This is a genomic window from Lysobacter sp. OAE881 (genome assembly GCF_040546665.1).
Taxonomy (GTDB): domain Bacteria; phylum Pseudomonadota; class Gammaproteobacteria; order Xanthomonadales; family Xanthomonadaceae; genus Lysobacter_J; species Lysobacter_J soli.
Genome location: NZ_JBEPOG010000001.1, coordinates 988403 through 1009470, shown reverse-complemented (window position 1 = coordinate 1009470; position 21068 = coordinate 988403). Strand labels below are relative to the sequence as shown.

General features: G+C 68.5%; 17 protein-coding genes, 1 pseudogene and 1 riboswitch. Of the genes and pseudogenes, 4 read left to right on the top strand and 14 right to left on the bottom strand.

Annotated elements, in window-relative coordinates:
* Window positions 1–17: 17 nt before the first annotated feature.
* The 9 genes from thiL to glyA form a co-directional block, all read right to left on the bottom strand.
* A complete protein-coding gene (gene thiL, locus ABIE51_RS04660) occupies window positions 18–986 on the bottom strand; it encodes a thiamine-phosphate kinase (protein ID WP_192632405.1) in 969 nt (322 codons plus the stop codon).
* A 70-nt stretch (window positions 987–1056) separates the two neighbouring features.
* Entirely contained in the window at window positions 1057–1518 is a 462-nt protein-coding gene (gene nusB, locus ABIE51_RS04655) for a transcription antitermination factor NusB (RefSeq protein ID WP_115841404.1), read from the bottom strand.
* Complete coding sequence (gene ribH, locus ABIE51_RS04650; protein ID WP_115841403.1) at window positions 1515–1982, bottom strand: 6,7-dimethyl-8-ribityllumazine synthase; 468 nt, start codon at window positions 1980–1982, stop codon at window positions 1515–1517. The genes nusB and ribH overlap by 4 nt, the downstream gene beginning before the upstream one ends.
* 85 nt (window positions 1983–2067) lie before the next feature.
* Window positions 2068–3180 (bottom strand): 3,4-dihydroxy-2-butanone-4-phosphate synthase, encoded by a 1113-nt coding sequence (ribB, locus tag ABIE51_RS04645; protein WP_157029393.1) that lies wholly within the window; start codon window positions 3178–3180, stop codon window positions 2068–2070.
* A gap of 4 nt (window positions 3181–3184) precedes the next feature.
* Window positions 3185–3787 (bottom strand): riboflavin synthase, encoded by a 603-nt coding sequence (locus ABIE51_RS04640; protein ID WP_192632404.1) that lies wholly within the window; start codon window positions 3785–3787, stop codon window positions 3185–3187.
* 178 nt (window positions 3788–3965) lie between these two features.
* A riboswitch (FMN riboswitch) is annotated at window positions 3966–4177 on the bottom strand.
* Between the two features lie 94 nt (window positions 4178–4271).
* Entirely contained in the window at window positions 4272–5027 is a 756-nt protein-coding gene (locus ABIE51_RS04635) for a class I SAM-dependent methyltransferase (RefSeq protein WP_192632403.1), read from the bottom strand.
* Window positions 5028–5049: 22 nt separating this feature from the next.
* Entirely contained in the window at window positions 5050–6144 is a 1095-nt protein-coding gene (gene ribD, locus ABIE51_RS04630; protein ID WP_192632402.1) for a bifunctional diaminohydroxyphosphoribosylaminopyrimidine deaminase/5-amino-6-(5-phosphoribosylamino)uracil reductase RibD, read from the bottom strand.
* On the bottom strand, window positions 6144–6665 hold the full coding sequence (nrdR, locus tag ABIE51_RS04625; protein WP_115841398.1) for a transcriptional regulator NrdR: 522 nt from the start codon (window positions 6663–6665) through the stop codon (window positions 6144–6146). Before nrdR ends, ribD begins: the two co-directional genes overlap by 1 nt.
* 101 nt (window positions 6666–6766) lie before the next feature.
* Window positions 6767–8035 (bottom strand): serine hydroxymethyltransferase, encoded by a 1269-nt coding sequence (glyA, locus tag ABIE51_RS04620; protein WP_192632401.1) that lies wholly within the window; start codon window positions 8033–8035, stop codon window positions 6767–6769.
* Window positions 8036–8203: 168 nt separating this feature from the next.
* On the opposite strand from glyA, the gene lpxO reads away from it, so the two are divergent.
* The 3 genes from lpxO (at window position 8204) to pyrF (ending at window position 11972) form a co-directional block, all read left to right on the top strand.
* Window positions 8204–9109, top strand: coding sequence for a lipid A hydroxylase LpxO (gene lpxO / locus ABIE51_RS04615; RefSeq protein ID WP_354503538.1), 906 nt, complete (start codon window positions 8204–8206; stop codon window positions 9107–9109).
* Between the two features lie 235 nt (window positions 9110–9344).
* Window positions 9345–11006 (top strand): energy-dependent translational throttle protein EttA, encoded by a 1662-nt coding sequence (gene ettA / locus ABIE51_RS04610; protein WP_115841395.1) that lies wholly within the window; start codon window positions 9345–9347, stop codon window positions 11004–11006.
* A gap of 150 nt (window positions 11007–11156) precedes the next feature.
* A complete protein-coding gene (pyrF, locus tag ABIE51_RS04605; protein WP_192632399.1) occupies window positions 11157–11972 on the top strand; it encodes an orotidine-5'-phosphate decarboxylase in 816 nt (271 codons plus the stop codon).
* A 306-nt stretch (window positions 11973–12278) separates the two neighbouring features.
* Here pyrF and ABIE51_RS04600 read toward each other — a convergent pair whose 3' ends face one another.
* Together ABIE51_RS04600 and ABIE51_RS04595 are read right to left on the bottom strand one after the other, a co-directional pair.
* A complete protein-coding gene (locus ABIE51_RS04600; RefSeq protein WP_192632398.1) occupies window positions 12279–13724 on the bottom strand; it encodes a DUF1501 domain-containing protein in 1446 nt (481 codons plus the stop codon).
* 9 nt (window positions 13725–13733) lie between these two features.
* Complete coding sequence (locus ABIE51_RS04595) at window positions 13734–15470, bottom strand: DUF1800 domain-containing protein (RefSeq protein ID WP_192632397.1); 1737 nt, start codon at window positions 15468–15470, stop codon at window positions 13734–13736.
* Window positions 15471–15770: 300 nt separating this feature from the next.
* Between ABIE51_RS04595 and ABIE51_RS04590 the strand changes: the two genes are divergently transcribed.
* Entirely contained in the window at window positions 15771–17114 is a 1344-nt protein-coding gene (locus ABIE51_RS04590; RefSeq protein ID WP_192632396.1) for an NCS2 family permease, read from the top strand.
* Between the two features lie 3 nt (window positions 17115–17117).
* Here the strand turns inward: ABIE51_RS04590 and ABIE51_RS04585 are convergent, their stop codons facing one another.
* The 3 genes and pseudogenes from ABIE51_RS04585 to gspD form a co-directional block, all read right to left on the bottom strand.
* Complete coding sequence (locus tag ABIE51_RS04585) at window positions 17118–17981, bottom strand: glycosyltransferase family 2 protein (protein ID WP_253338136.1); 864 nt, start codon at window positions 17979–17981, stop codon at window positions 17118–17120.
* Window positions 17968–18825, bottom strand: coding sequence for a glycosyltransferase (locus ABIE51_RS04580; protein WP_253336557.1), 858 nt, complete (start codon window positions 18823–18825; stop codon window positions 17968–17970). Before ABIE51_RS04580 ends, ABIE51_RS04585 begins: the two co-directional genes overlap by 14 nt.
* Window positions 18822–21048: pseudogene (gene gspD / locus ABIE51_RS04575) on the bottom strand (type II secretion system secretin GspD). Before gspD ends, ABIE51_RS04580 begins: the two are co-directional and overlap by 4 nt.
* Window positions 21049–21068: the final 20 nt, after the last annotated feature.

The following is a 21068-nucleotide window of genomic DNA, read 5'->3' as shown; positions in this document are numbered from 1 at the left end:
CCGATCTTACGCCGCAGTCACGCGAAGTGCTGGTAGCCGGCGCGCCCGGGTTGCCACAGCCGCCCACGCGCGTCGAAGGCGCGCATGCCCTCGCCCGCCTCGATGCGTCCGATCCGCGTAACCGGCGTGCCGGTCCCGCGCGCGATGCGTTCAATCTCGTTGCGCTGTTCGGGCGACGCGGTGAAACACAGTTCGTAATCGTCGCCACCGGTCGCCTGCAGCGCGTGGCGATGGGCTTCGTCGAACGCGGCACGCAGCGCGTCGGACATCGGCAGCCGGTCGAGTTCGATGCGCGCGCCGACCTTGCTCGCGCGACATACGTGCGCGAGGTCGGCGAGCAGGCCGTCCGATACGTCGATGCAGGCGTTCGCGACATCCGCCAACGCGGCGCCAAGCGTCAGGCGCGGCGTCGGGCGATCCAGGCGTGAACGCAGGAAGGCATCGCGCACCGTGCGTTCGCGCCATTGCACGAGCGCACCGGCCGCATCGCCGGGCGTGCCGCTGACCCAGACGTCATCGTCGACACGTGCCGCATCGCGACGAAGCGCGCGTCCCGGCGCGACGAATCCGTGCACCGTCACGCTGATCGACAGCGGGCCGCGCGTGGTGTCGCCGCCCACCAGCGCGACGTCTTGCGCGTGGGCGAGTTCGAGGAAGCCGTCGAGGAAACCATCCACCCAGCGCGTGTCGCCATCGGGCAGCGAAAGCGACAGCGTGCACCACGCCGGGTCGGCGCCCATTGCGGCGAGGTCGGACAGGTTCACCGCGAGCGATTTCCAGCCGACGTCGGCGGCTGCGGTGTCGTCGGGGAAATGCACGCCGGCATTGAGCGTGTCCATGGCGACGACGAGTAGCTGCCCTGCCGGGACCTTCAGCAGCGCGCTGTCGTCGCCAATGCCGAGCACGACATCTTCGCGCGAATGCACGCGGCGACGGATGCGTTCGATCAGGTCGAATTCGTGGGCATCGGAATGCGGCTGTGTCACGACATGCTCCGATGCAACGCGGTGGAACGTTGCGGCCGCGATGCGTTGCCAGCGTCGCGGCCGGGCGGCGTCACCGCGGCCGCGGCGCCTTCACTTCGACCGCGCGCCAGTCGGCGGCGGCGTGGTCGAGCACGCCGTTGACGTAGGTGTGGCCGTGCTCGGCGCCGAAGCGCTTCACGCTTTCGATGGCCTCGTTGATGACCACGCGATACGGCACGTCCGGACGCATGCGCAGTTCGTACGCGGCGATGCGCAGCGCGGCGCGTTCGATGGCATCGACCTGCTCGATGTCGCGATCCAGGAACGGCTTGAGCGCGTCGTCCAACGACTCGACGTTCGCTTCGACGCCGCGCACGAGGTCTTCGAAATACTCCAGGTCCGCCTGCTCCTTGGCCTGTTCGTGCGCGAACTGCCCGATCACGTCGCGCGCGCTCGAACCGGACATCTGCCACGCATAGACGGCCTGCAGCGCGCGACGACGCGCACGCGAACGGGCAACGGGATCGATTCCATCCGGACGACGACGGTTCATGGCAGTTGCCCCAGCAGGTGACTCATTTCAAGTGCGGCCAGCGCCGCTTCCTCGCCCTTGTTGCCGTGCGTGCCGCCGGCGCGGGCCTCGGCATCCTCGTGGCGCTCCACCGCCAGCACGCCGTTGGCGACCGGCAGGCCGTAATCCAGCTGCACGCGCATCAGGCCGTCGGAACAACCGTCGGCGACCTGCTCATAATGACGCGTGTCGCCACGCACGACGCAGCCCAGCGCGACGACCGCAGCATGCTGCCCCGCCTTGGCCAGCCGCGTGGCGACGACCGGGATTTCCCACGCGCCGGGCACGCGGATGACATCGACCGCCGACTCGTCCACGCCGTTCTCGGCGAAGGTCTTGCGCGCGCCGGCGACCAGCGTATCGGTGATGCGCGGGTTCCAGCGGCTGGCGATGATCGCGAAACGCGCGCCCGGGGGGCTGCGCAGGTCGCCTTCGTAGTGGGTCATGGGGCGTTCTTCGTGAAGGGCGGGAAGTTTACCCGACCGGCCCGCCAGCCCGGGTAAGGGGGGCGGGCGCGGGCCGACGGCGGGGTCAGTGCGAGATCTCGACGTACTCGACGACCTCCAGCCCGAACCCCGCCAGGCCGATCTGCTTGCGCGGCGTGCCCAGCACGCGGAGCTTGCCGAGGCCGAGGTCGGCGAGGATCTGGCCGCCGGCGCCGTTGCGCCGCCATTCGGCGAGCGCGTGGCCGCGGCCCGCGCCGGCCTCGTCGGCATGCTGGGGGGCGCGAATACGCGCCAGCAGCGCGTCGGCGTCGGCGTGGTCGGCCAGCAGCACCAGCGCGCCGCGGCCTTCGGCGGCGATCGCCTTCAGCACGTCGCCCACCGCCGGGCCGAAGTCCGGGCGCCGCCAGTGCAATGCGTCGGCCAGCGGGTTCTGCACGTGCACGCGCACCAGCGTCGGCGTGGCGACGTCCGGCTCGCCGCGGCGCAGCGCGAAATGCAGCGCGTGGCTCAGGCGGTCGCGGTAGGTGAACAGTTCGAACGGGCCGTGCTCGGTCTCGATCTCGCGCGCATCCACGCGCTCGATGGTGTGCTCGGTCTCGAGGCGGTAGCGGATCAGCTCCTCGATCGAGCCGATCTTCAGCCCGTGCTCGGCGGCGAAGGCTTCCAGTTCCGGCCGGCGCGCCATGCTGCCGTCGGGGTTGAGGATCTCCACCAGCACGCCGGCAGGTTCAAGGCCCGCGAGCAGCGCCAGGTCGCTCGCCGCTTCGGTGTGTCCCGCGCGGTTGAGCACGCCGCCCGGCTGCGCCTGCAGCGGGAAGATGTGGCCGGGCTGCGAGAGATCGCTTGCCGACGCGTCCGGCCGCACCGCCGTGCGCACGGTATGCGCGCGATCGTAGGCGCTGATGCCCGTGGTCACGCCTTCGGCCGCTTCGATGCTGACGGTGAAGTTGGTGTGGTGCGGCGAGGTGTTGTCGCGCACCATCGGCGGCAGGCCGAGCTGGCGGCAGCGCTCGCGCGTGAGCGACAAACACACCAGGCCGCGCGCATGCGTGACCATGAAGTTGATGTCCTGCGGCCGCACGAGTTCGGCGGCCATGATCAGGTCGCCTTCGTTCTCGCGGTCTTCGTCGTCCACGATAACGACCATGCGGCCGTTGCGGATTTCCTCGAGCAGTTCGGGGATCGGGCTGAAAGGCATGGCGTTATTCCCCCGCGCGGCCGGCGAGCAGGCGCTCGACGTAGCGCGCGACCAGGTCGATTTCCAGGTTCACCGCGTCGCCCACCTGCGTGTGCGCGAAACGAGTGTGCGCGACGGTGTGCGGAATCAGCGCGACGTCGAAGCCCGCACCGTCGACTTCGTTCACCGTGAGGCTGACGCCATCGACGCAGATCGAGCCCTTCTTCGCGATGTAGCGTAGCAGCGGCGCCGGCGCGGAAAAACGCCAGCGTTGCGCGCGCGCGTCGGGTTCGATGCGCTCGACGCGGCCGAGGCCATCGACGTGCCCGCTGACCAGATGTCCGCCGAGGCGATCGGTCGGACGCATCGCGCGCTCCAGGTTCACCGCGTCGCCGACCGCAAGCGCGCCCAGCGTGGTGAGCGCGAGCGTTTCGTTGGAGGCGTCGGCGGCGAAACTGCGGGCGTCGAACTCGATCACCGTCAGGCACACGCCGTTGACGGCGATGCTCTCGCCCAGTTGCACGGCGTCGAACGGCAGCGAGCCGACGTCGACGGTGAGGCGGACGTCGCCGCCGCGGTGTTCAAGCGCGGCGAGACGGCCGACGCCTTCGATAATGCCGGTGAACATCAGCGCGCCTCCATTGAACGCACGAAGACGCGAGAGCGGAGCTGTGCCTTGTTTGAGATTCCCGCACATGGATGTGCGGGCTTTGGCAGACGGACCTGCATATGAAACGTTTCCCGTTCAAGAATGAGCGAAAAACGCCTCAAGGCATGAGGCAGGCGCACGGCGCGAGGCCGTGTGCGGCTGTCTTCTTTCATCCGGACTTTCCGGAAAGCTCGCGCTTTCCGACCGTCGGCTCCGGCATCGGACCGGATCTGCTGACCTTCGCGTCGTGGAATCCGCACGGGATCCGCAACGATGTCGAAGCGCTCGCGGGCTCGTGCGAACGGCGCCTTCGACAGCGCCACCGCACCTACCGCCGGTGGGGAATTGCACCCCGCCCTGAAGACGTTACGTGTTGTGGTTGCCGGCGAGCCGGCCAGCGGATTCTAGCATCCGGTCCCGGAAGGCCCGCCGGATGGAGTGTTCCGCCGATGACGCCGGCCCGTCAGCCCTTGCGGCGAAGGTGCAGGAACAGCGGCCAGCGGATCGTCCGCGTCTCGTCCGGATCGCCCCACGCCGCGGCCAGCGACGGGCCGTGTCGGGCGACGGGATCCTCGCCGGTGGCCGCAGTGCAGCGCGCCACGGCCGACATGCTCGACAGGTAACGCAGGAAATGCGCGAGCGACCAGTCCATCTCCAGCCACAGCGATGGCGCGGGCAGCGCCGGGAACGGCCAGTCGTAGCCGGCGTAGTGCGCGTCGATCTGTTCGCGTTCCGGCGGCCAGTACGGGTCGATGCGACTGCGGAACGCCTCGACCTCGTCGAGCATGCCTTCCGGCGCGATGAAATCCGCGTAACCCCACGCCGCCAGCACGCCGCCGGGCGCGAGCACGCGTTCGCATTCGGCGAAGAACTTCGCCCGGTCGAACCAGTGCAGCGCCTGCGCGACCGCAATCAACTCGACGCTCGCGTCCGGCAGCGCGGTGCGCTCGCCCGGCTCCACCGCGAGGCTCACCTTGTCCGTGCCCGGCTGCGCCCAGTGCTGCGCGAGCTGCTTCGCGCTCGGCTCGGTCGCGTGCACGTGCGCGAAGCGCGCGGCGAGTCCGCGCGTCGCCTGCCCGCTGCCGCAGCCGGGTTCCCACACGCGTGCGTCGCGCGGAACGACGGCGGCGATCGTGTCGAACAATTCGTCGGGATACTCCGGACGCGCTTGCGCGTACGCATCGGCGATGCCGGAGAAATGGTCCTTGAAGCCGCTCATCTGCGCCTCCGCGGTGGTCCTATCAGACTGTCGATTCGGGCCGCAGCAGCAGTCGGATGTCCTGCCCGATATAGCGCGATTCCACGATCGCCATCTTCAGCTTCTGCGTCATCGTGTCGATCGCGAGGCCGTCGAACATCGGCCGCGCGCGTTCGCCGAGCAGCACGGGCGCGACGTACAACAGCACTTCGTCGACCAGGCCCGCGCCGAGGAACGCGCCGGCCAGCGTCGCGCCGGCTTCGAGCTGGATTTCGTTGACGCCGCGCCCGGCGAGCAGCGCAAGCACCGCATGCAGGTCGAACCGGCCATCGCGCAGCGGCACGGCCGCGTGCTGCGCAAGCAGGCCGCGTGGCGGCTTCGCGTCGGGCGCGTGCAGGTACAGCGTCGGCGCGTCGCCTTCGCGCACGCGACCGCGCGCGACGGTCGCCAAGCCGGGATCGAGCACCACGCGCAGCGGCGGCACGAACGGCGTGTCGTCGCCCATGCGCACCGTGAGGGCAGGATCGTCGGCGAGTACGGTGCCTGCGCCGGTGACGATCGCGCCGCTACGCGCGCGCCAGTGCTGCACGTCCAGGCGCGAAGCCTCGCCGCTGATCCACTTCGATTCGCCATTGGCGAGCGCGCTGCGCCCATCCAGGCTGGTCGCGAGTTTGACGCGCAGCCACGGACGACCTCGCTCCACGCGCGAAAGGAATCCGCGATTGAGCGCGCGCGCCTGCGCTTCCATCAGGCCCGAGGCAACCTCGATTCCAGCGGCACGGAGCTTGTCGAAACCCGCGCCGTCAACCTGCGGAAACGGATCGCGCATCGCCGCGATCACGCGCGAAACGCCGGCGGCGATCAGCGCATCGGCGCACGGACCGGTGCGCCCGGTGTGCGCGCACGGTTCCAGCGTGACGTAGGCAGTCGCGCCTTTCGCGCGTTCGCCCGCGGCGCGCAGCGCATGCACTTCCGCGTGCGGCTCGCCGGCGCGCTCGTGCCAGCCTTCGCCGACGATTTCCTCGCCGTGCGCGATCACGCTGCCGACCATCGGATTGGGCTTGGTCGTGTACGCGCCGCGCTTGGCCAGGCGCAGCGCGCGCGCCATCATCGCGTGGTCGGTCGCCGTGAAGGCCATCAGCGCTTGCCCTTGCGCGGCGACGGCTCTGCTTCCTCGTCGAGCAGCGGCAACTGGCCTTCGGCGGAGCTGTCGCTTTCGAGGCGATCGAGTTCCTCGCGGAAATCCGCCACGTCCTGGAACGCGCGGTACACCGAGGCGAAGCGCACGTACGCGACGTGGTCGAGCTTGCGCAGCTCGGTCATGACGAAATCGCCTACGCGGCGCGACGGCAGTTCGCGTTCGGCCGTCATGCGCAGGTGATGCACGACCGCGCGAACGGACGATTCGATCTGTTCTTCGGAGACAGGGCGCTTCTGCAGCGCGCGATCGAAACTCGCGCGCAGCTTGCGCGCGTCGAACGCCTCGCGGCGGCCGTCGCTCTTGATGATCAGCGGCAGCTTGAGTTCGATGGTTTCCTGCGTCGAGAAACGCTCGCCGCAGGCTTCGCAGACGCGACGACGGCGGATCGTCGCGCCGTCGTCGGACACGCGCGAATCGATCACGCGCGTGTCGGGGTGCTGGCAGAAAGGGCAGTGCATATCAGGCCGGGATTCGTGATTCGGGATTCGTGATTCGGAAAAGCGAAAGCGCGTAACGTCGATTGCGAATCCCGAATCCCTTCATCCCGAATCCCCGCCTTTCAGCCGTACACCGGGAACTTCGCGCACTGCGCCGTCACCTTCTCGCGCACGGCGGCGATGACGTTGTCGTCCTTCGGCGCGTCGAGCACGTCGCAGATCCAGTTGGCAAGTTCGATGCAGTCGGCCTCGCCGTAACCGCGCGTGGTGACCGCCGGTGTACCGATGCGCAGGCCGGAGGTGACGAACGGCTTTTGCGGGTCGTTCGGCACCGCGTTCTTGTTGACCGTGATGTGCGCCTTGCCCAGTGCGGCTTCGGCGTCCTTGCCCGTCACGCCCTTGCCGATCATGTCGATCAGCATCAGATGGTTCTGCGTGCCGCCGGACACGATCTTGTAGCCGCGCGAGATGATCGTCTTCGCCATCGCCTGCGCGTTCTTCACGACCTGCTGCTGGTAGGCGGTGAATTCCGGCTCCAGCGCTTCCTTGAAGGCCACGGCCTTGGCGGCGATGACGTGCATCAGCGGACCGCCCTGGATGCCCGGGAAGACGATCGACTGCAGCTTCTTCTCGATTTCCTCGCCGGCGCCCTTCGCGACGATGATGCCGCCGCGCGGGCCGCGCAGCGTCTTGTGCGTGGTCGAGGTAACCACGTGCGCGTGCGGCAGCGGGTTCGGGTAGACGCCGGCGGCGACCAGGCCGGCCACGTGCGCCATGTCGACGAACAGGTACGCGCCGACCTTGTCGGCGATGGCGCGGAAGCGCGCCCAGTCGATCTGCTGCGAGTACGCCGAGAAACCGGCGACGACCATCTTCGGCTTGTGCTCCAGCGCGAGCTTCTCGACTTCGTCGTAGTCGATCAGGCCCTGGTCGTTCACGCCGTACTGGATCGCGTTGAACAGCTTGCCGCTGACGTTGACCTTGGCGCCGTGGGTCAGGTGGCCGCCGTGCGCCAGCGACATGCCCAGGATCGTGTCGCCCGGGTTCAGCAGCGCCAGGTACACGGCCTGGTTGGCCTGCGAGCCCGAATGCGGCTGGACGTTGGCGTACATATCTTCCGTGGAGCCCGCGCCGAAGAGCTGCTTCAGGCGCTCGATGGCGAGCTGCTCGGCGACGTCCACGTACTCGCAGCCGCCGTAATAGCGCTTGCCCGGATAGCCCTCGGCGTACTTGTTGGTCAGCACGCTGCCCTGGGCCTCCATCACGCGCGGCGAGGCGTAGTTCTCCGAGGCGATCAGCTCGACATGGTCCTCCTGGCGGCGCGCCTCGTTGGCGATGGCCTGGGCGAGTTCATCGTCGTAACCGGCGATGCGGGCGGAGCTGGGGAACATTCGGCAACCTCGGGCGTGGATGGGCGGGGGCCGGCGGGGGCCCGGAAAAGCGGCCTTGGCCGGGGCGAAGATGGTAGCCCAGGGCTTAAAATGCGGCCAGCGAGCACCCGGCCGGTCGGCCGTCAATGCGAGCGTTCCGCCCCCCACCCCACAGGGAAACCTCCGACCGTGAAATGGGTCTTCGTCCTGCTGTTCCTCGCCAGCGCGGTGTACGTGCACTACCGCGGCCGGGTTCGGCACCGCCTGGGCCGGCAATTGCTGGACCACTCCACCTTCATGGCCCCTATCAACGTGCTGATGTACGCGTTCTCGCGCGTGCCGACCACGCCGTTCATCGCCGATCCGGGCCGCCACTTCCCCGAGCTGGAGTCGCTCCGCCAGAACTGGCAGGCGATCCGCGCCGAGGCCCTGCGCCTGCGCGAACTGCAGCACATCAAGGCCGCCGACGGCTACACGGACGTGGGCTTCAATTCGTTCTTCCGCCGCGGCTGGAAGCGCTTCTACCTGAAGTGGTACGACGACGCGCACCCTTCGGCCGCCGAGTTGTGCCCGCAGACGACTGCACTGCTGAAGCAGATTCCGAGCGTGAAGGCGGCGATGTTCACCGAGCTGCCGCCGGGCAGCGAGCTGCGCCCGCACCGCGACCCCTACGCCGGCTCGCTGCGCCTGCACCTGGGGCTGGAAACGCCCAACGACGACGGCTGCTTCATCGAGGTCGACGGCCAGCGCTACAGCTGGCGCGACGGCGAGTGGACGATGTTCGACGAGACCTACATCCACAGCGCCCGCAACGAGACGCAGGGCAACCGGATCATCCTGTTCTGCGACGTGGAGCGCCCGCTGCACACCGCCCCGGCCCGCGCCTTCAACCGTTTCGTCGCGCGGAACCTGATCGCCGCCGGCGCCTCGCCGAACCAGGAAGGCGACAAGACCGGCGGTTTCAACCGGCTGTTCAAGTACTTCTACGCCCTGCGCCTGAAGGCCAAGGGCCTGCGCGAGCGCAACAAGTCGCTGTATTACGGGCTGAAATACGCCGCCGTGGCGCTCGCGGTGGTTTTCATCGTCTGGATCTGAGCCTTGAACCCCTCTCCCGCAAGCGGGAGAGGGGTTGGGGTGAGGGCAGGCCGCCCTGCCCTCATCCGCCCTGCCGGGCACCTTCTCCCGCGAGGCGGAGAAGGGAGCCGCCAAACTGAAGCGCACCGGCCGATCAGACTGGGAAACCCGCGCCGCGTGCGGGATAATCGCCGCTTCCATCCGCCCGACCAGGCCAACCCGGCCGGCATGGGCGCGTCCCGGTTCCGGAGAGCGCATGCAATACATCTACACCATGAACGGCGTCAGCAAGGTCGTGCCGCCGAAGCGTCAGATCATCAAGGACATCTCGCTGTCCTTCTTCCCGGGCGCGAAGATCGGCCTGCTCGGCCTCAACGGCGCCGGCAAGTCCACCGTGCTGAAGATCATGGCCGGCGTGGACACCGACTTCGTCGGCGAAGCGCGTCCGCAGCCGGGCATCAAGGTCGGCTACCTGCCGCAGGAACCGCAGCTCGATCCCGAGATGACGGTGCGCCAAGCCGTCGAGGAAGGCGTGGGCGAGGTCATCAACGCCCAGGCCGCGCTGGAAGCGGTCTACGCCGCCTACGCGGAGGAAGGCGCCGACTTCGACGCGCTCGCCAAGGAACAGGAACGCCTGGAAGCCATCCTCGCTGCCGGCGATGCGCACACGCTGGAAAACCAGCTGGAAGTCGCCGCCGACGCGCTGCGCCTGCCGCCGTGGGACGCCAAGATCGGCAACCTGTCGGGCGGCGAGAAGCGCCGCGTCGCGCTGTGCCGCCTGCTGCTGCAGAAGCCGGACATGCTGCTGCTCGACGAACCGACCAACCACCTCGACGCCGAATCGGTCGAATGGCTGGAGCAGTTCCTCGCGCGCTACACCGGCACCGTCGTGGCCGTCACGCACGATCGCTACTTCCTCGACAACGCCGCCGAGTGGATCCTCGAACTCGACCGCGGCCGCGGCATTCCGTGGAAGGGCAACTACACCGAATGGCTGGTCCAGAAGGACGAGCGCCTGAAGCAGGAAGAGAACCAGGAAAAGGCCCGCCAGAAGGCCATCCAGAAGGAACTGGAGTGGTCGCGCCAGAATGCGAAGGGCGGCCGTTCCAAGGGCAAGGCGCGCCTTGCGCGCATGGAAGAACTGCAGTCGGTCGATTACCAGCGCCGCCAGGAAACCAACGAGATCTTCATTCCGCCGGGCGAGCGCCTGGGCAACAAGGTCGTCGAGTTCAAGAACGTCAGCAAGAAGTTCGGCGATCGCCTGCTGATCGACAACCTGTCGTTCTCGGTTCCGCCGGGCGCGATCGTCGGCATCATCGGCCCCAACGGCGCCGGCAAGTCGACGCTGTTCAAGATGATCACGGGCCAGGAGAAGCCGGATTCGGGCGAGATCGACATGGGCTCGACCGTGAAGCTCGCGTACGTCGACCAGAGCCGCGATGCGCTGACCGGCAACCACAACGTGTTCCAGGAAGTCTCCGGCGGCCTGGACATCCTCAACATCAACGGCATCGAGATCCAGTCGCGCGCCTACATCGGCCGCTTCAACTTCAAGGGCCAGGACCAGCAGAAAATGGTCGGTTCGCTGTCCGGCGGTGAACGCGGCCGCCTCCACATGGCCAAGACGCTGCTGCAGGGCGGCAACGTGCTGCTGCTCGACGAACCGTCCAACGACCTGGACATCGAAACGCTGCGCGCGCTGGAAGACGCGCTGCTCGAGTTCCCGGGCAATGCGTTCGTCATCTCGCACGATCGCTGGTTCCTGGACCGCATCGCCACGCACATCCTCGCCTTCGAAGGCGACTCGCACGTGGAGTTCTTCCAGGGCAATTACCGCGAATACGAGGAAGACAAGAAGCGTCGCCTCGGCGCGGAAGGCGCCCAGCCGCACCGCCTGCGTTTCAAGGCGCTGAAGTGACGAAGCGGCGCGTCCGCGCGTAGCGCGGGCGCCTTTGGCGGTTCGTCATCCCGGCGAAAGCCGGGATCCAGTGTCGTTGCGGTTACGCGTCGGTCCTGCGGGCGCAGGATCGACGCCCGTCAACAAGATCCATCGAATGCCGAGGCCAGCATGACCTTCACGTCATCCCTGAAACAGCGCTGGAACGACGCCGACTCGCTGGTCTGCGTGGGCCTCGATCCGGAACCGGCGAAATTCCCGGCCCGGTTCGCCAACGACGCCGATGCCGTGTTCTCCTTCTGCCGCGACATCGCCGACGCGACCGCGCAATACGCCTGCGCGTTCAAGCCGCAGATCGCGCACTTCGCCGCGCTCGGCGCCGAAGACGCACTCGCGCGACTCATCGCGCACATCCACGCCACGCATCCCGGCGTGCCGGTCATCCTCGACAGCAAGCGCGGCGACATCGGCAGCACGGCGCAGCATTACGCCGCCGAGGCCTTCGATCGCTACGCCGCCGACGCGGTGACGGCCAACCCGTATCTCGGCCGCGATTCGGTGCAGCCGTTCCTCGATCGCGCCGATCGCGGCGTGGTGATCCTGTGCCGCACGTCGAATCCCGGTGCGGGCGACCTGCAGGACCTCGTCATCGACGGACGTCCGCTGTACCAGCACGTCGCGGAGAAAGTAGCGCGCGAGTGGAACACGAACGGCAACTGCTTGCTCGTGGTGGGTGCAACCTGGCCGGCGCAGCTGAAGGAAGTTCGCGCGATCGTCGGCGACGACGTGCCGTTCCTGGTGCCGGGCGTCGGCGCGCAGGGCGGCGATGTCGAAGCGGTCGTCACCAACGCGAAGAACGCCGCGGGCACGGGCCTGATGGTGAGCAGTTCGCGCGCGATCCTGTACGCGTCCAAGGGCGACGACTACGCCGAAGCCGCGGCGAATGCGGCGCGCGAGTTGCGGGATCAGATCAACCGGTTTCGTTGAGGTGGTGCGCTGCCCTGGCAGCGCACGAAGTCGTCAGTTGCCGACGCGCGTCCATCGTCATCCCGGTGAATGCCGGGACCCAGGTTGGCGACCTTCGGCCCTCGCCTCCGGCGAACAACGTTCAGCGTTGTTCCCGCGAAAGCTGGAACCCATTCTGATTTGACGATCGAGGCGGGAAGCCACAGCGCAGCGCTGTGCGGGAGCGATCGTTCACCGCTGTCGCTCCGTTACCCCTCACCCAACCCCTCTCCCGCTGGGAGAGGGGCTTGAAACGGATCCGTCGCCGCGGTCGTCGGCGACCGAGCCTCACCCCAGGAACCCGATCTTCGGATCGAAGTTCTCGATCCCCGGGAAGATCGTCCCCACCTCGCCTGCCGGCAAACCGAACCACTGCGCCAGCGTCGAGCCCATCTGGCTGACCGACATCGTCGGCACCATGCGGCCGCGACCCACGGCCTGCGCGCCGTCCAGTTCCAGGATCGGGTAACTGCCCCACACCTGCTTGCCGCGCAGCGCGCCGCCGTTGGTGGATGAGCCGCCCATCACCAGCTGCACGCCGCCCCAACCGTGGTCGGTACCGTTGCCGTTGCTGTTGAGCGTGCGCGCGAAGTCGCTCATGGTGAAGGTCACCGTGTCGTTGAGCGCGTTGATCTCCGACAACGCCGTGCGGAAGGCCGCGAGGCCTTCGGCCAGTTGCTGCAGCAGGCGGCCGTGGCCGTTGGCGGCCATCTGGTTCTGGTGCGTGTCGAAGCCGCCCAGGCTCACGAAGTAGATCTGGCGACGATGGTTGATCGCCGAGGTACGCGCGGCCTTGATCATGCGCGCGACCATGCGCAGCTGCGACGCGACGCCACTGCCGGTCGGGAACACCGTGGCGATGTCGCCGCCGTTGGCCGGATCCAGCGTGACGCGCAGCGTGTCGTTGAGGTTGATCGCGCTTTCGCCGATCACCGCGTACTGGTCCTGCAGGATCGGGTTGTGCTGGGACTCGATGATCGCGCGCAGCGACTCGTAGCGGACGCGGTCGGCGGCGCTGCCGTTGTTGCGGACACGGTTGACCGTCGTCGCGCCGCCCGAGCCCATCGCGAACGGCAGCGTCGTGCGGCCGAACTGGAACAGGTTGCTGCCGGCGATGGAGATCGACGGCGGCAGCGATTGCAGCCCGAGGTTCGACGCTTCCGCGCGATCGCCGAGCAGGCCACCCCAGCCGGTGACGCCGGCACGGTTGGTGTGCCCGCGCATCCACTGCTTCTGCTGGTCGTTGTGCGAATACAGGTACGGCGGCAACGTCTTCAAACGCTTGGTGACGTCTTCCTTCGTCAGCGGCACGGTCAGCGAACCGACGTTCGCCAGGAACGACAGTTCGCCCGCATCGAACAGCGGCTTCATCGCCGCGCACGAGGGATTCAGGCCCCAGGTCTTGCCGTTGGTGTCGGCGACCTGCACCAGCGTGTCGCGCGCGTAACCCAGGCCGAACGGGTTCGAGGTCGCTTCGAACACGCCACCACGACTGGTGAGGTACGTCGCATGCTCGGCCGAGTCATGCGGGATCAGCATGTTGAACGAATCGCTGCCGCCGAACAGGAAGATGCAAACGAGCGCCTTGTAGTCGTTGCCGGGCAGCGGCTCGGCGGCAAACGCGCGGCCGACCAGCTCCAGCTGCGGCATCAGCGCGTACGCGGCGCCGCCGGCGATCACGGCCTGCACGCGACGCAGGAACGCGCGGCGGTCTTCGCGAATGGGACGGGACATGACGGGCTCCTAGCGCTGGATCGCGAATTCGGGAGTGGCCATCGCCAGCAGCACCAGCGATTTGGCGCGATTGGCGGCGGTTTCTTTGGCGGCGCCGAGGCGGTCGAGCATCCCCACCATCGCCTGCGCGTTGGCACTGCTCAGCGCGCCGTGGAACAGCAGCAGGTTCACCTGCGCCACCATGCCGGCATGGTCGTTTCCTTCGGCCATCGTGGTGAGCTTGGTGAGGTCGAGGTACGGCGCGTTCGGCGTGGTCGTGGGCGGCGTCGCGGCGTTGTTCCACACCAGCGAATCGTGCTGGTTGAGCATGCTCAGGTACGTCGCCTCGGTGAGGATCTGGAACTCCGGCGCGAACATGCCCTGCACGCCGTCGGCCGCGGGCAGTCGGTAATCGGGTTCGAAGAAGTTGAACACCGACGGCGCGCGCTGCGAATCCTGTTGCAGCGAGTTGGCCAGGTCGCCCGCGTTCGAGAACGCGAACCGCACCTCGCCCATGGCGTTGGGCACGTACTGCGCGTTGAACGCGCGCCACAGCGTGGCGAGCTTCACCAGCGGCTCGCGCGGCTTGCCGAAGGAGCCGTTGGGCGGCGGCAGGCGCGCTTCGGTGTCGAGCAGGATCGCGCGGATCACCTGGCCGAGGTCGCCCTTGCTCGTGTCCCACACCTTGGCGACACGCTCGACGTACTGCGGCGTCGGATTGCTGGTGACGAAGCGCTGGATGAGCTGGCGGCTGATGAACGGCGCGGTGTTGCTGTGGTCTGCGAGCGCCTGCACCGTCTTGGTCATGCTCGCCGTGCAGTTGTTGCCTTCGCTGACCACGATGCCGTCGAAGATCTGCTTGGGCTGGTCGTCATGGAATGCGGGATGGCATTCCATCGGCGCGTAGCTGGTGTTGTCGCCGCGGCCGAACTGCGCATCGGTCTGGCCCGCGTAGGTCCAGCCGGTGAACACGCGCGCCATCGCGCTGACGACCTGCTCGTCGTAGGTCGGGATGGTCTGGCCGTTGGCGTCCAGCACCGGGCTGAAGTCCTTGTTGCGCTTCACCAGGCCGATGGAAAACAGCTGCATCACTTCGCGGCCGTAGTTCTCGTCGGGCGTGATGTTGCGGCGCGGATCGGCCTTGCGATTGCCGACGTGGCTGAGGAAGTACCCCATCGCCGGATGCACGGACACCTTCTCCAGCAGCGTGCGGTAGCTGCCGAACGCGCCGCGTGCGAGCGTGTCCTGGTAGTCGGCGATGCGGAACACCGTGGCGTTGCCGTCGGCAACTTCGCGGTCGGACACCACCATGATCTCGCTGAGCGCGAACGCCATGCGCATGCGCAGCTGGTCGGGTGCGTTCGCCGTCTGCCACAGCCAGTAGTTGCGGCGATTCTGCGGCGTCGGCGTGGCCACGCCGTTGGTTACCAGCTGCTGCAGATGCGGCAGGATCAGCGTCGGCGTCTGCGCGAGCTGGTCGTCGATCCAGCGCTTGTAGCCGATCTGGCGCACCCGCGCGATTTCGGTCGCGGTCGGGCCGAAGGTGGCCTGCGTCAGGAAACGGGCGGCGTCGGCGTCGGTCGCCGGGAGGTCCGGATACGGCGCCGGCGGTTCGGGCGTCGACGGCGTTCCGCCACCGCCGCCACCGCTGGCCGGCGGAACGTAGGTACCACCGCCGTCATCGCCGCCACCGCCCCCGCCGCACGCGGCGAGCGTGCACAGCGCAAGCGCGAGCATGCCGGCCCGCGCACCCTGCCTGATGTCCATTCGTTTTCCCCTGTCGGCCGCGAGCACGCGGCGAGCGGTGCGCACGGTAGCGCCCGCCGGCCCGTCACAACCGGCGCTCCGTCGCCTTTTGAAAATGCTGAACGTGACGGCGTCCGCAGGTTTTGCATCCAATGTGTGCAACGCGTGAAAACGACGGCATCGAGCGACACAAACCGGCCACCGGGCCGGTCGGAAACGTCACGCCGCGCGGGCGACCATTTCCCGATGCTTCGGGTCGTCGGCGCGGGCTACCCTCTCCGATCATCCCGCATGCCCCCGCATGCTCCCCCAGGATTCCCGATGGCCCGCCCCGCCCCCCGCGCGCTGGATTCGCTGTTCAGGCTGCGCCAGCACGGTACCGACGTGCGCACCGAACTGGTCGCCGGCCTGACCACGTTCCTTACGATGTCCTACATCGTCTTCGTCAACCCGAGCGTGCTCGGCAACACGGGCATGGACACCGGCGCGGTGTTCGTCGCCACGTGCCTGGCGGCGGCGATCGGCTCGCTCGTGATGGCCTTCGCCGCCAATTACCCGGTCGGCATGGCGCCGGGGATGGGCCTCAACGCGTTCTTCGCCTTCACGGTCGTCGGCGCGATGGGCTACACGTGGCAGCAGGCGCTCGGTGCGGTGTTCGTCTCGGGCGTGGTGTTCCTGCTGCTCAGCATCACCGGCGCGCGTGCATGGCTGATCGCCGGCATCCCTCACTCGCTGCGCAGCGCGATCACCGCCGGCATCGGCCTGTTCCTTGCGATCATCGCGCTGCAGAAATCCGAGCTGATCGTCGGCGACCCCGACACACTCGTCGCACTCGGCGATCTGCGCGAACCCGAACCGCTGCTCGCCGTCGCGGGTTTCCTGCTTATCGCCGTCCTGGAAGCATGGCGCGTGCGTGGCGCGATCCTCATCGGGATCCTCGCCGTCACCGCCACCGCGCTGGTGTTCGGACGCGTGCAGTACCATGGCATCGTCGATCTTCCGCCGAGCCTCGCGGCCACGTTCATGCAGCTGGACATCCGCGGCGCACTGGGCGGCGGCGACGGGTTCTCCATCGCCGCGATGCTCCACGTGGTGATCGTGTTCGTGCTGGTGGAAGTGTTCGATGCGACCGGCACGCTGATGGGCGTCGCGCGTCGCGCGGGCCTGCTTCCGCCCGACGACGCCTCCGCCGCGCAGCAGAAGCGCTTCGGCCGTGCGTTGTTCGCCGACAGCACGGCGATCCTCGCCGGTTCCGTGCTCGGCACCAGCAGCACGACGGCGTACATCGAAAGCGCGTCCGGCGTGCAGGCCGGCGGACGCACCGGGCTTACCGCGCTGGTCGTCGCCGCGCTGTTCCTGCTGGCGCTGCTGTTCTCGCCGCTGGCCGGCATGGTGCCGCCGTACGCGACCGCGCCCGCGCTGCTCTTCGTCGCCGGGTTGATGCTGCGCGAACTCGGCGACGTGCACTGGGATGACCTCACCGAAGCGATCCCCGCCGCGCTGTGCACGCTCGCGATGCCGTTCACCTATTCGATCGCCAATGGCCTCGCGTTCGGATTCATCGCCTACGCGGTGCTCAAGCTCTTCACCGGCCGCGCGCGCGAAGTGCACGCGGCGGTGTGGCTGGTGGCGGCGTTGTTCGTGGTGCGGTTCGCGCTGGAGTAGCGATCAGCGCGCCTTCGCCTTCAGGTAGGCGAGCGGGAACCGCAGCCAGATCGCCGCGAACACCGCCGCGCTCATGCCGGCACTGCGGCGCGGCGCCTCGAACTTGCGGTAATAGCGCCACAGGCCGCGATGCTTGTGCCATTCGACGAAGAACGGACGTGAGCGGCTCGACACGCCGCGCACGTGCAACACGCGCACGTGGTTGGCGACGGCGACGAGCGCGCCGGACTCGCGCGCGCGACGCGAAAGGTCCAGGTCTTCGGCGTGCAGGCGATAGCCTTCGTCGAAGCCGTGCAGGCGATCGAACAGCGCGCGCGGCATCAGCATCAACGCGCCCGAGACGGCTTCGACCGCTTGCAGCGCGCGCGTGTCGTCGACGGGAAGTTCGAGTTTCGGCGCGGGCGTGCCGCCGAGCGCGGCAGAGAGCATCGCGGCGAAGTCGGGATCGCGACGACGCGCCGCCCCGTCGCGCACGCCGTCGTCATCGACCAGGTCGGCACCCAGCAGCGCTTCGCCCTGCGGTGCGGCCAATGCGCGCAGGCGAGAGAGCGTGTCGTGTTCGACCATGCAGTCGGGGTTGACGAAGGCCAGCCATTGCACGCCTTCGCCCGCATCGCCCGCGCCTTGGTTGCAGGCGACGCCGAAGCCGGGGTTGTCGGGATTGGCGATGAAGCGCACGCGCGCGTCGCTGCTGGCGTGGCGCTGGACGATTTCCAGCGTGCCGTCGTCGGAGTTGTTGTCGACCACGCGGATGGCCGCCACGCCGTCGGCCGCGCGCAGGCGCGCGAGGCAATCGTCGATGGTTTCGGCGCTGCGGTAGGTCACCACCACCGCGGCGATGCCGGCGCTGGCGTCAGACGAAGAGATCACGTTGCGGTTCCGGGGGTCCGAGGTGTTCGAGCAGCGACGCCAGCTGCACGCGCGAGGCACGCAGCGGATCCTGCATCAGGTAATTGGCCAGTCGCGCGTGCCAGTCGGGCCAGCGCGCGGCGAGCGCGTCCATGTCGCCGTCGAAGGGGCCGCCTTCGCCGCGACGGGCGACGAACGCGGTATCGCACAGCGCGTTGCGCCAGCCCAGCCCGGCCAGTCGCAACGACAGGTCGATCAGCGCGGCGTACCACGATGCGTAGCTGGTCGAGTCCAGGCCGCCGGCGCGACGTCGGGCCGCGCCGCGGAGCAGCACGGCGTGGCTCACGGCGGCGGGCAGTTCCGGGTGCAGCGCGGGCATCGCCTTTGCCCCGCGCGCGATGCGTTCGAGGTCGTCGGGCACCGGATCGATCTCGCCAATGCGCGGCCACGAAGCCGCTTCGCCCGCGTTGCTCCAGGGCGTGGCGGTAGCGATCGCGCCATCGCTGGCGAGGGCCGACGACAGGCGCGACAACCACCCCGGCGCCGGCAAGGCATCGCTCGCGAGCACCGCGACATCGGCATCGCCACACGCGGCGAGCACTTCGTCCAGGTGCGCGACTTCTCCCACGCTGCGCTGGCGGCGTGTGTAGTCGGCCTTCAATGCGGTGCGCGCGATCCAGCGTTCGATGATCGCGTAGCCGCGCGGGCCCGCCTGCGCGTCGTCGGCCAGCCACACCGGCGTGCCCGGCGCGGTGGCGGCATCGAGTGCGGCCAGGCAGGCGTCGAGCGCGTCGTCGTCCGTTCCGACCGGGACGATCACGATGGGCCCGACGACCGCCGGAGCGGCGGCCGCCTTGGTCACTGTTGCTGGCCTGGCCGGCGCGGCGTCTTCTGCAGCGGTTCCATCGCGCGGAAGCGGCGGGTGTATTCGTCGGTCATGTCGCGCGCTTCCTGCGGGTTGCGCACGATGGTGGGCGTCAGCAGCACGATGACTTCATTGCGCGTCTTGCTCGAACGCTGCTGGCCGAACAGGCCGCCGATCACCGGGATGCGACTCAGGCCCGGGAAGCCGGACGCGCCGCGCTCCACGCCGTCGCTGATCAGGCCGGCGAGCATGACCGTGTCGCCGCTCTGCACGGCCGCTTCGGTCTTGAGCTTGCGCGTGTCGATGCGCACGTTGCCGTTGCGGTCGGCCGTGTCCTGCGCGCCGGGCGAGCTGACTTCCTGCACGATGTCCAGGAACACGACGCCGTCCTTTGCCACGCGCGGGCGCACTTTCAGGATCGTGCCGGTGTCCAGGTACTGCACCTGGCTGTAGGTGTTGTCGCTGCCGGTGGTCGGATTGAACGTCACCGACGAGATCGGGATCTTGCTGCCGACGTTGAGCGTCGCCTCGGCGTTGTTGCGCACGACCACCGACGGCGTCTGCAACAGTTGCAGGTCGGTGACCTGGTCCAGCGCACTGATCACCGCGGCGGCGTTGCGGCCGAGAAAGGTCCACGCCAAGCCTGCCGGGTTGCCGGTGGCCGGCTGGATGCTGCCGGCCAGCGTGCTCCACGTCGTGCGGCCGACGGCATCGGGCAGGCCGGCGTCGGTGACGGCGCGTTCGAAGTACCAGTTCACGCCGTACTTCAGGTCGCCCTTGAGCTGCACTTCGACGACCTGCGCCTCGATGTGCACCTGCATCGGCATGACGTCGAGGCGTTCGATCACGTCGCGGATCGACTTCCACGCAGACGGGCTGCTGCGCACGATGATCGAATTGGTTTCCTCCACCGCCGACACGCCGACGCGATCGCCGTTGACGTCGAGCGTGAGGCTCGCGTTGCCGCTCTGCTGCTGGCTCAGCGAGAGCGTGCCGTTGCCGCCCGTTCCGGTGCCGCTGCTGCTGCCGGTGTCGCTGCCGAGCGTCGCCGTGCTGCCGCTGGCGTCGCTGTTGTCCTTCAGTTCGACCGATTCCAGGCCCGGCATCAGCGACGGCGGACCGCCACTTTCGCCCGACTGCCCGCCCGCGGCCGGAACCGAACACGTCGGCCAGTCGGTCCGCGAGGTCCTTGGCCTTGATGTACTTCAGTTCGTACGAATACAGCTGCACGGTGCCGCCGGCGCTGTCGATGCGCTCCAGCCATTGCTGGATGTCGTCGAGGTAATTGGGCTGCGAGGTGATGACCAGCACCGCGTTCGCGCCTTCCAGCGGCATGAAGCGGAACATGCCGGCGACCGGCGACTTGCTCTGCTCGCCGAACACCTTCTCCAGGTCGGCCACGACGCGCGTCGCCTTGCCCGACTGCAGCGGGAACACGCCCACCGACATGCCCGACAACCAGTCGACGTCGAACACCTCGATCGTGCGCAGGTAGTTCTCGAGTTCGGAGCGGCTGCCACCCACGGTGATGACGTTGCGCGAGTTGTCGACGTTGACGATCGCGTTCGGGCGCGCGTACGGCTTGAGGATCTTCTCCATCTCCGTCGCGGAGACGTACTTCAGCGGCACCGTGCGCACTTCGAAGCCGCGCGCGGTGCTGGCCTCGCCGGTGCGCGCGGCGACGTTGCCCGGAAGCGCCTGGTCACCCGGGACGATGTTGTAGCGGCCGCCGCTGTAGACCAGGCGCGCGTTGTTCCAGCCCAGCACCATTTCCAGCAGGTTGAGCGCTTCGGCCGGGCTCACCGGCTTGGGCGTGGCGAGCGTCACGGTGCCCTGCACGCCCGGCGCGATCACGTAGTTCTGGCCGAGCATGTCGCCGAGGATCGCCTTCACCACCGCGTGCAGCGATTCGCCTTCGAAATTGAACGTGGCCGAGCCGGTCGTGCCGCCCAGGCCCGGGGGCGGTGCGCTCGCGGCGCTGCGGTTGATGACCTGGCCGGTGCCGCGACGGATCTGCGGACGCGCATCGCCGGCATCGGTCGACTCGGGCAAGGGTTCCTGCGTCGTTGCACCGCGCGCGCCGTCGGCAGCGCCGGGCTGCGCGGCGGTCGTGTCAGCGCGCCGGATGTTCGGCACCGGGGCGGTCGCGCACGAGGCCAGCAGGCTGGCGATGGTCGCGGTGGCGATCGCCTGTGCGGCGATGCCGGGGCGGAGCTTCATCGGACGGGAATTCATGCGGT

Coding starts and splice junctions, on each gene's coding strand:
- ABIE51_RS04635 (WP_192632403.1), bottom strand. CDS start 5,027: ATGAGCGGCTTCAAGGACCATTTCTCCGGCATCGCCGATGCGTACGCG.
- ribH (WP_115841403.1), bottom strand. CDS start 1,982: ATGACCCACTACGAAGGCGACCTGCGCAGCCCCCCGGGCGCGCGTTTC.
- nrdR (WP_115841398.1), bottom strand. CDS start 6,665: ATGCACTGCCCTTTCTGCCAGCACCCCGACACGCGCGTGATCGATTCG.
- ABIE51_RS04640 (WP_192632404.1), bottom strand. CDS start 3,787: ATGTTCACCGGCATTATCGAAGGCGTCGGCCGTCTCGCCGCGCTTGAA.
- glyA (WP_192632401.1), bottom strand. CDS start 8,035: ATGTTCCCCAGCTCCGCCCGCATCGCCGGTTACGACGATGAACTCGCC.
- pyrF (WP_192632399.1), top strand. CDS start 11,157: ATGACCTTCACGTCATCCCTGAAACAGCGCTGGAACGACGCCGACTCG.
- ribD (WP_192632402.1), bottom strand. CDS start 6,144: ATGGCCTTCACGGCGACCGACCACGCGATGATGGCGCGCGCGCTGCGC.
- ABIE51_RS04600 (WP_192632398.1), bottom strand. CDS start 13,724: ATGTCCCGTCCCATTCGCGAAGACCGCCGCGCGTTCCTGCGTCGCGTG.
- ribB (WP_157029393.1), bottom strand. CDS start 3,180: ATGCCTTTCAGCCCGATCCCCGAACTGCTCGAGGAAATCCGCAACGGC.
- nusB (WP_115841404.1), bottom strand. CDS start 1,518: ATGAACCGTCGTCGTCCGGATGGAATCGATCCCGTTGCCCGTTCGCGT.
- ABIE51_RS04590 (WP_192632396.1), top strand. CDS start 15,771: ATGGCCCGCCCCGCCCCCCGCGCGCTGGATTCGCTGTTCAGGCTGCGC.
- ettA (WP_115841395.1), top strand. CDS start 9,345: ATGCAATACATCTACACCATGAACGGCGTCAGCAAGGTCGTGCCGCCG.
- ABIE51_RS04595 (WP_192632397.1), bottom strand. CDS start 15,470: ATGGACATCAGGCAGGGTGCGCGGGCCGGCATGCTCGCGCTTGCGCTG.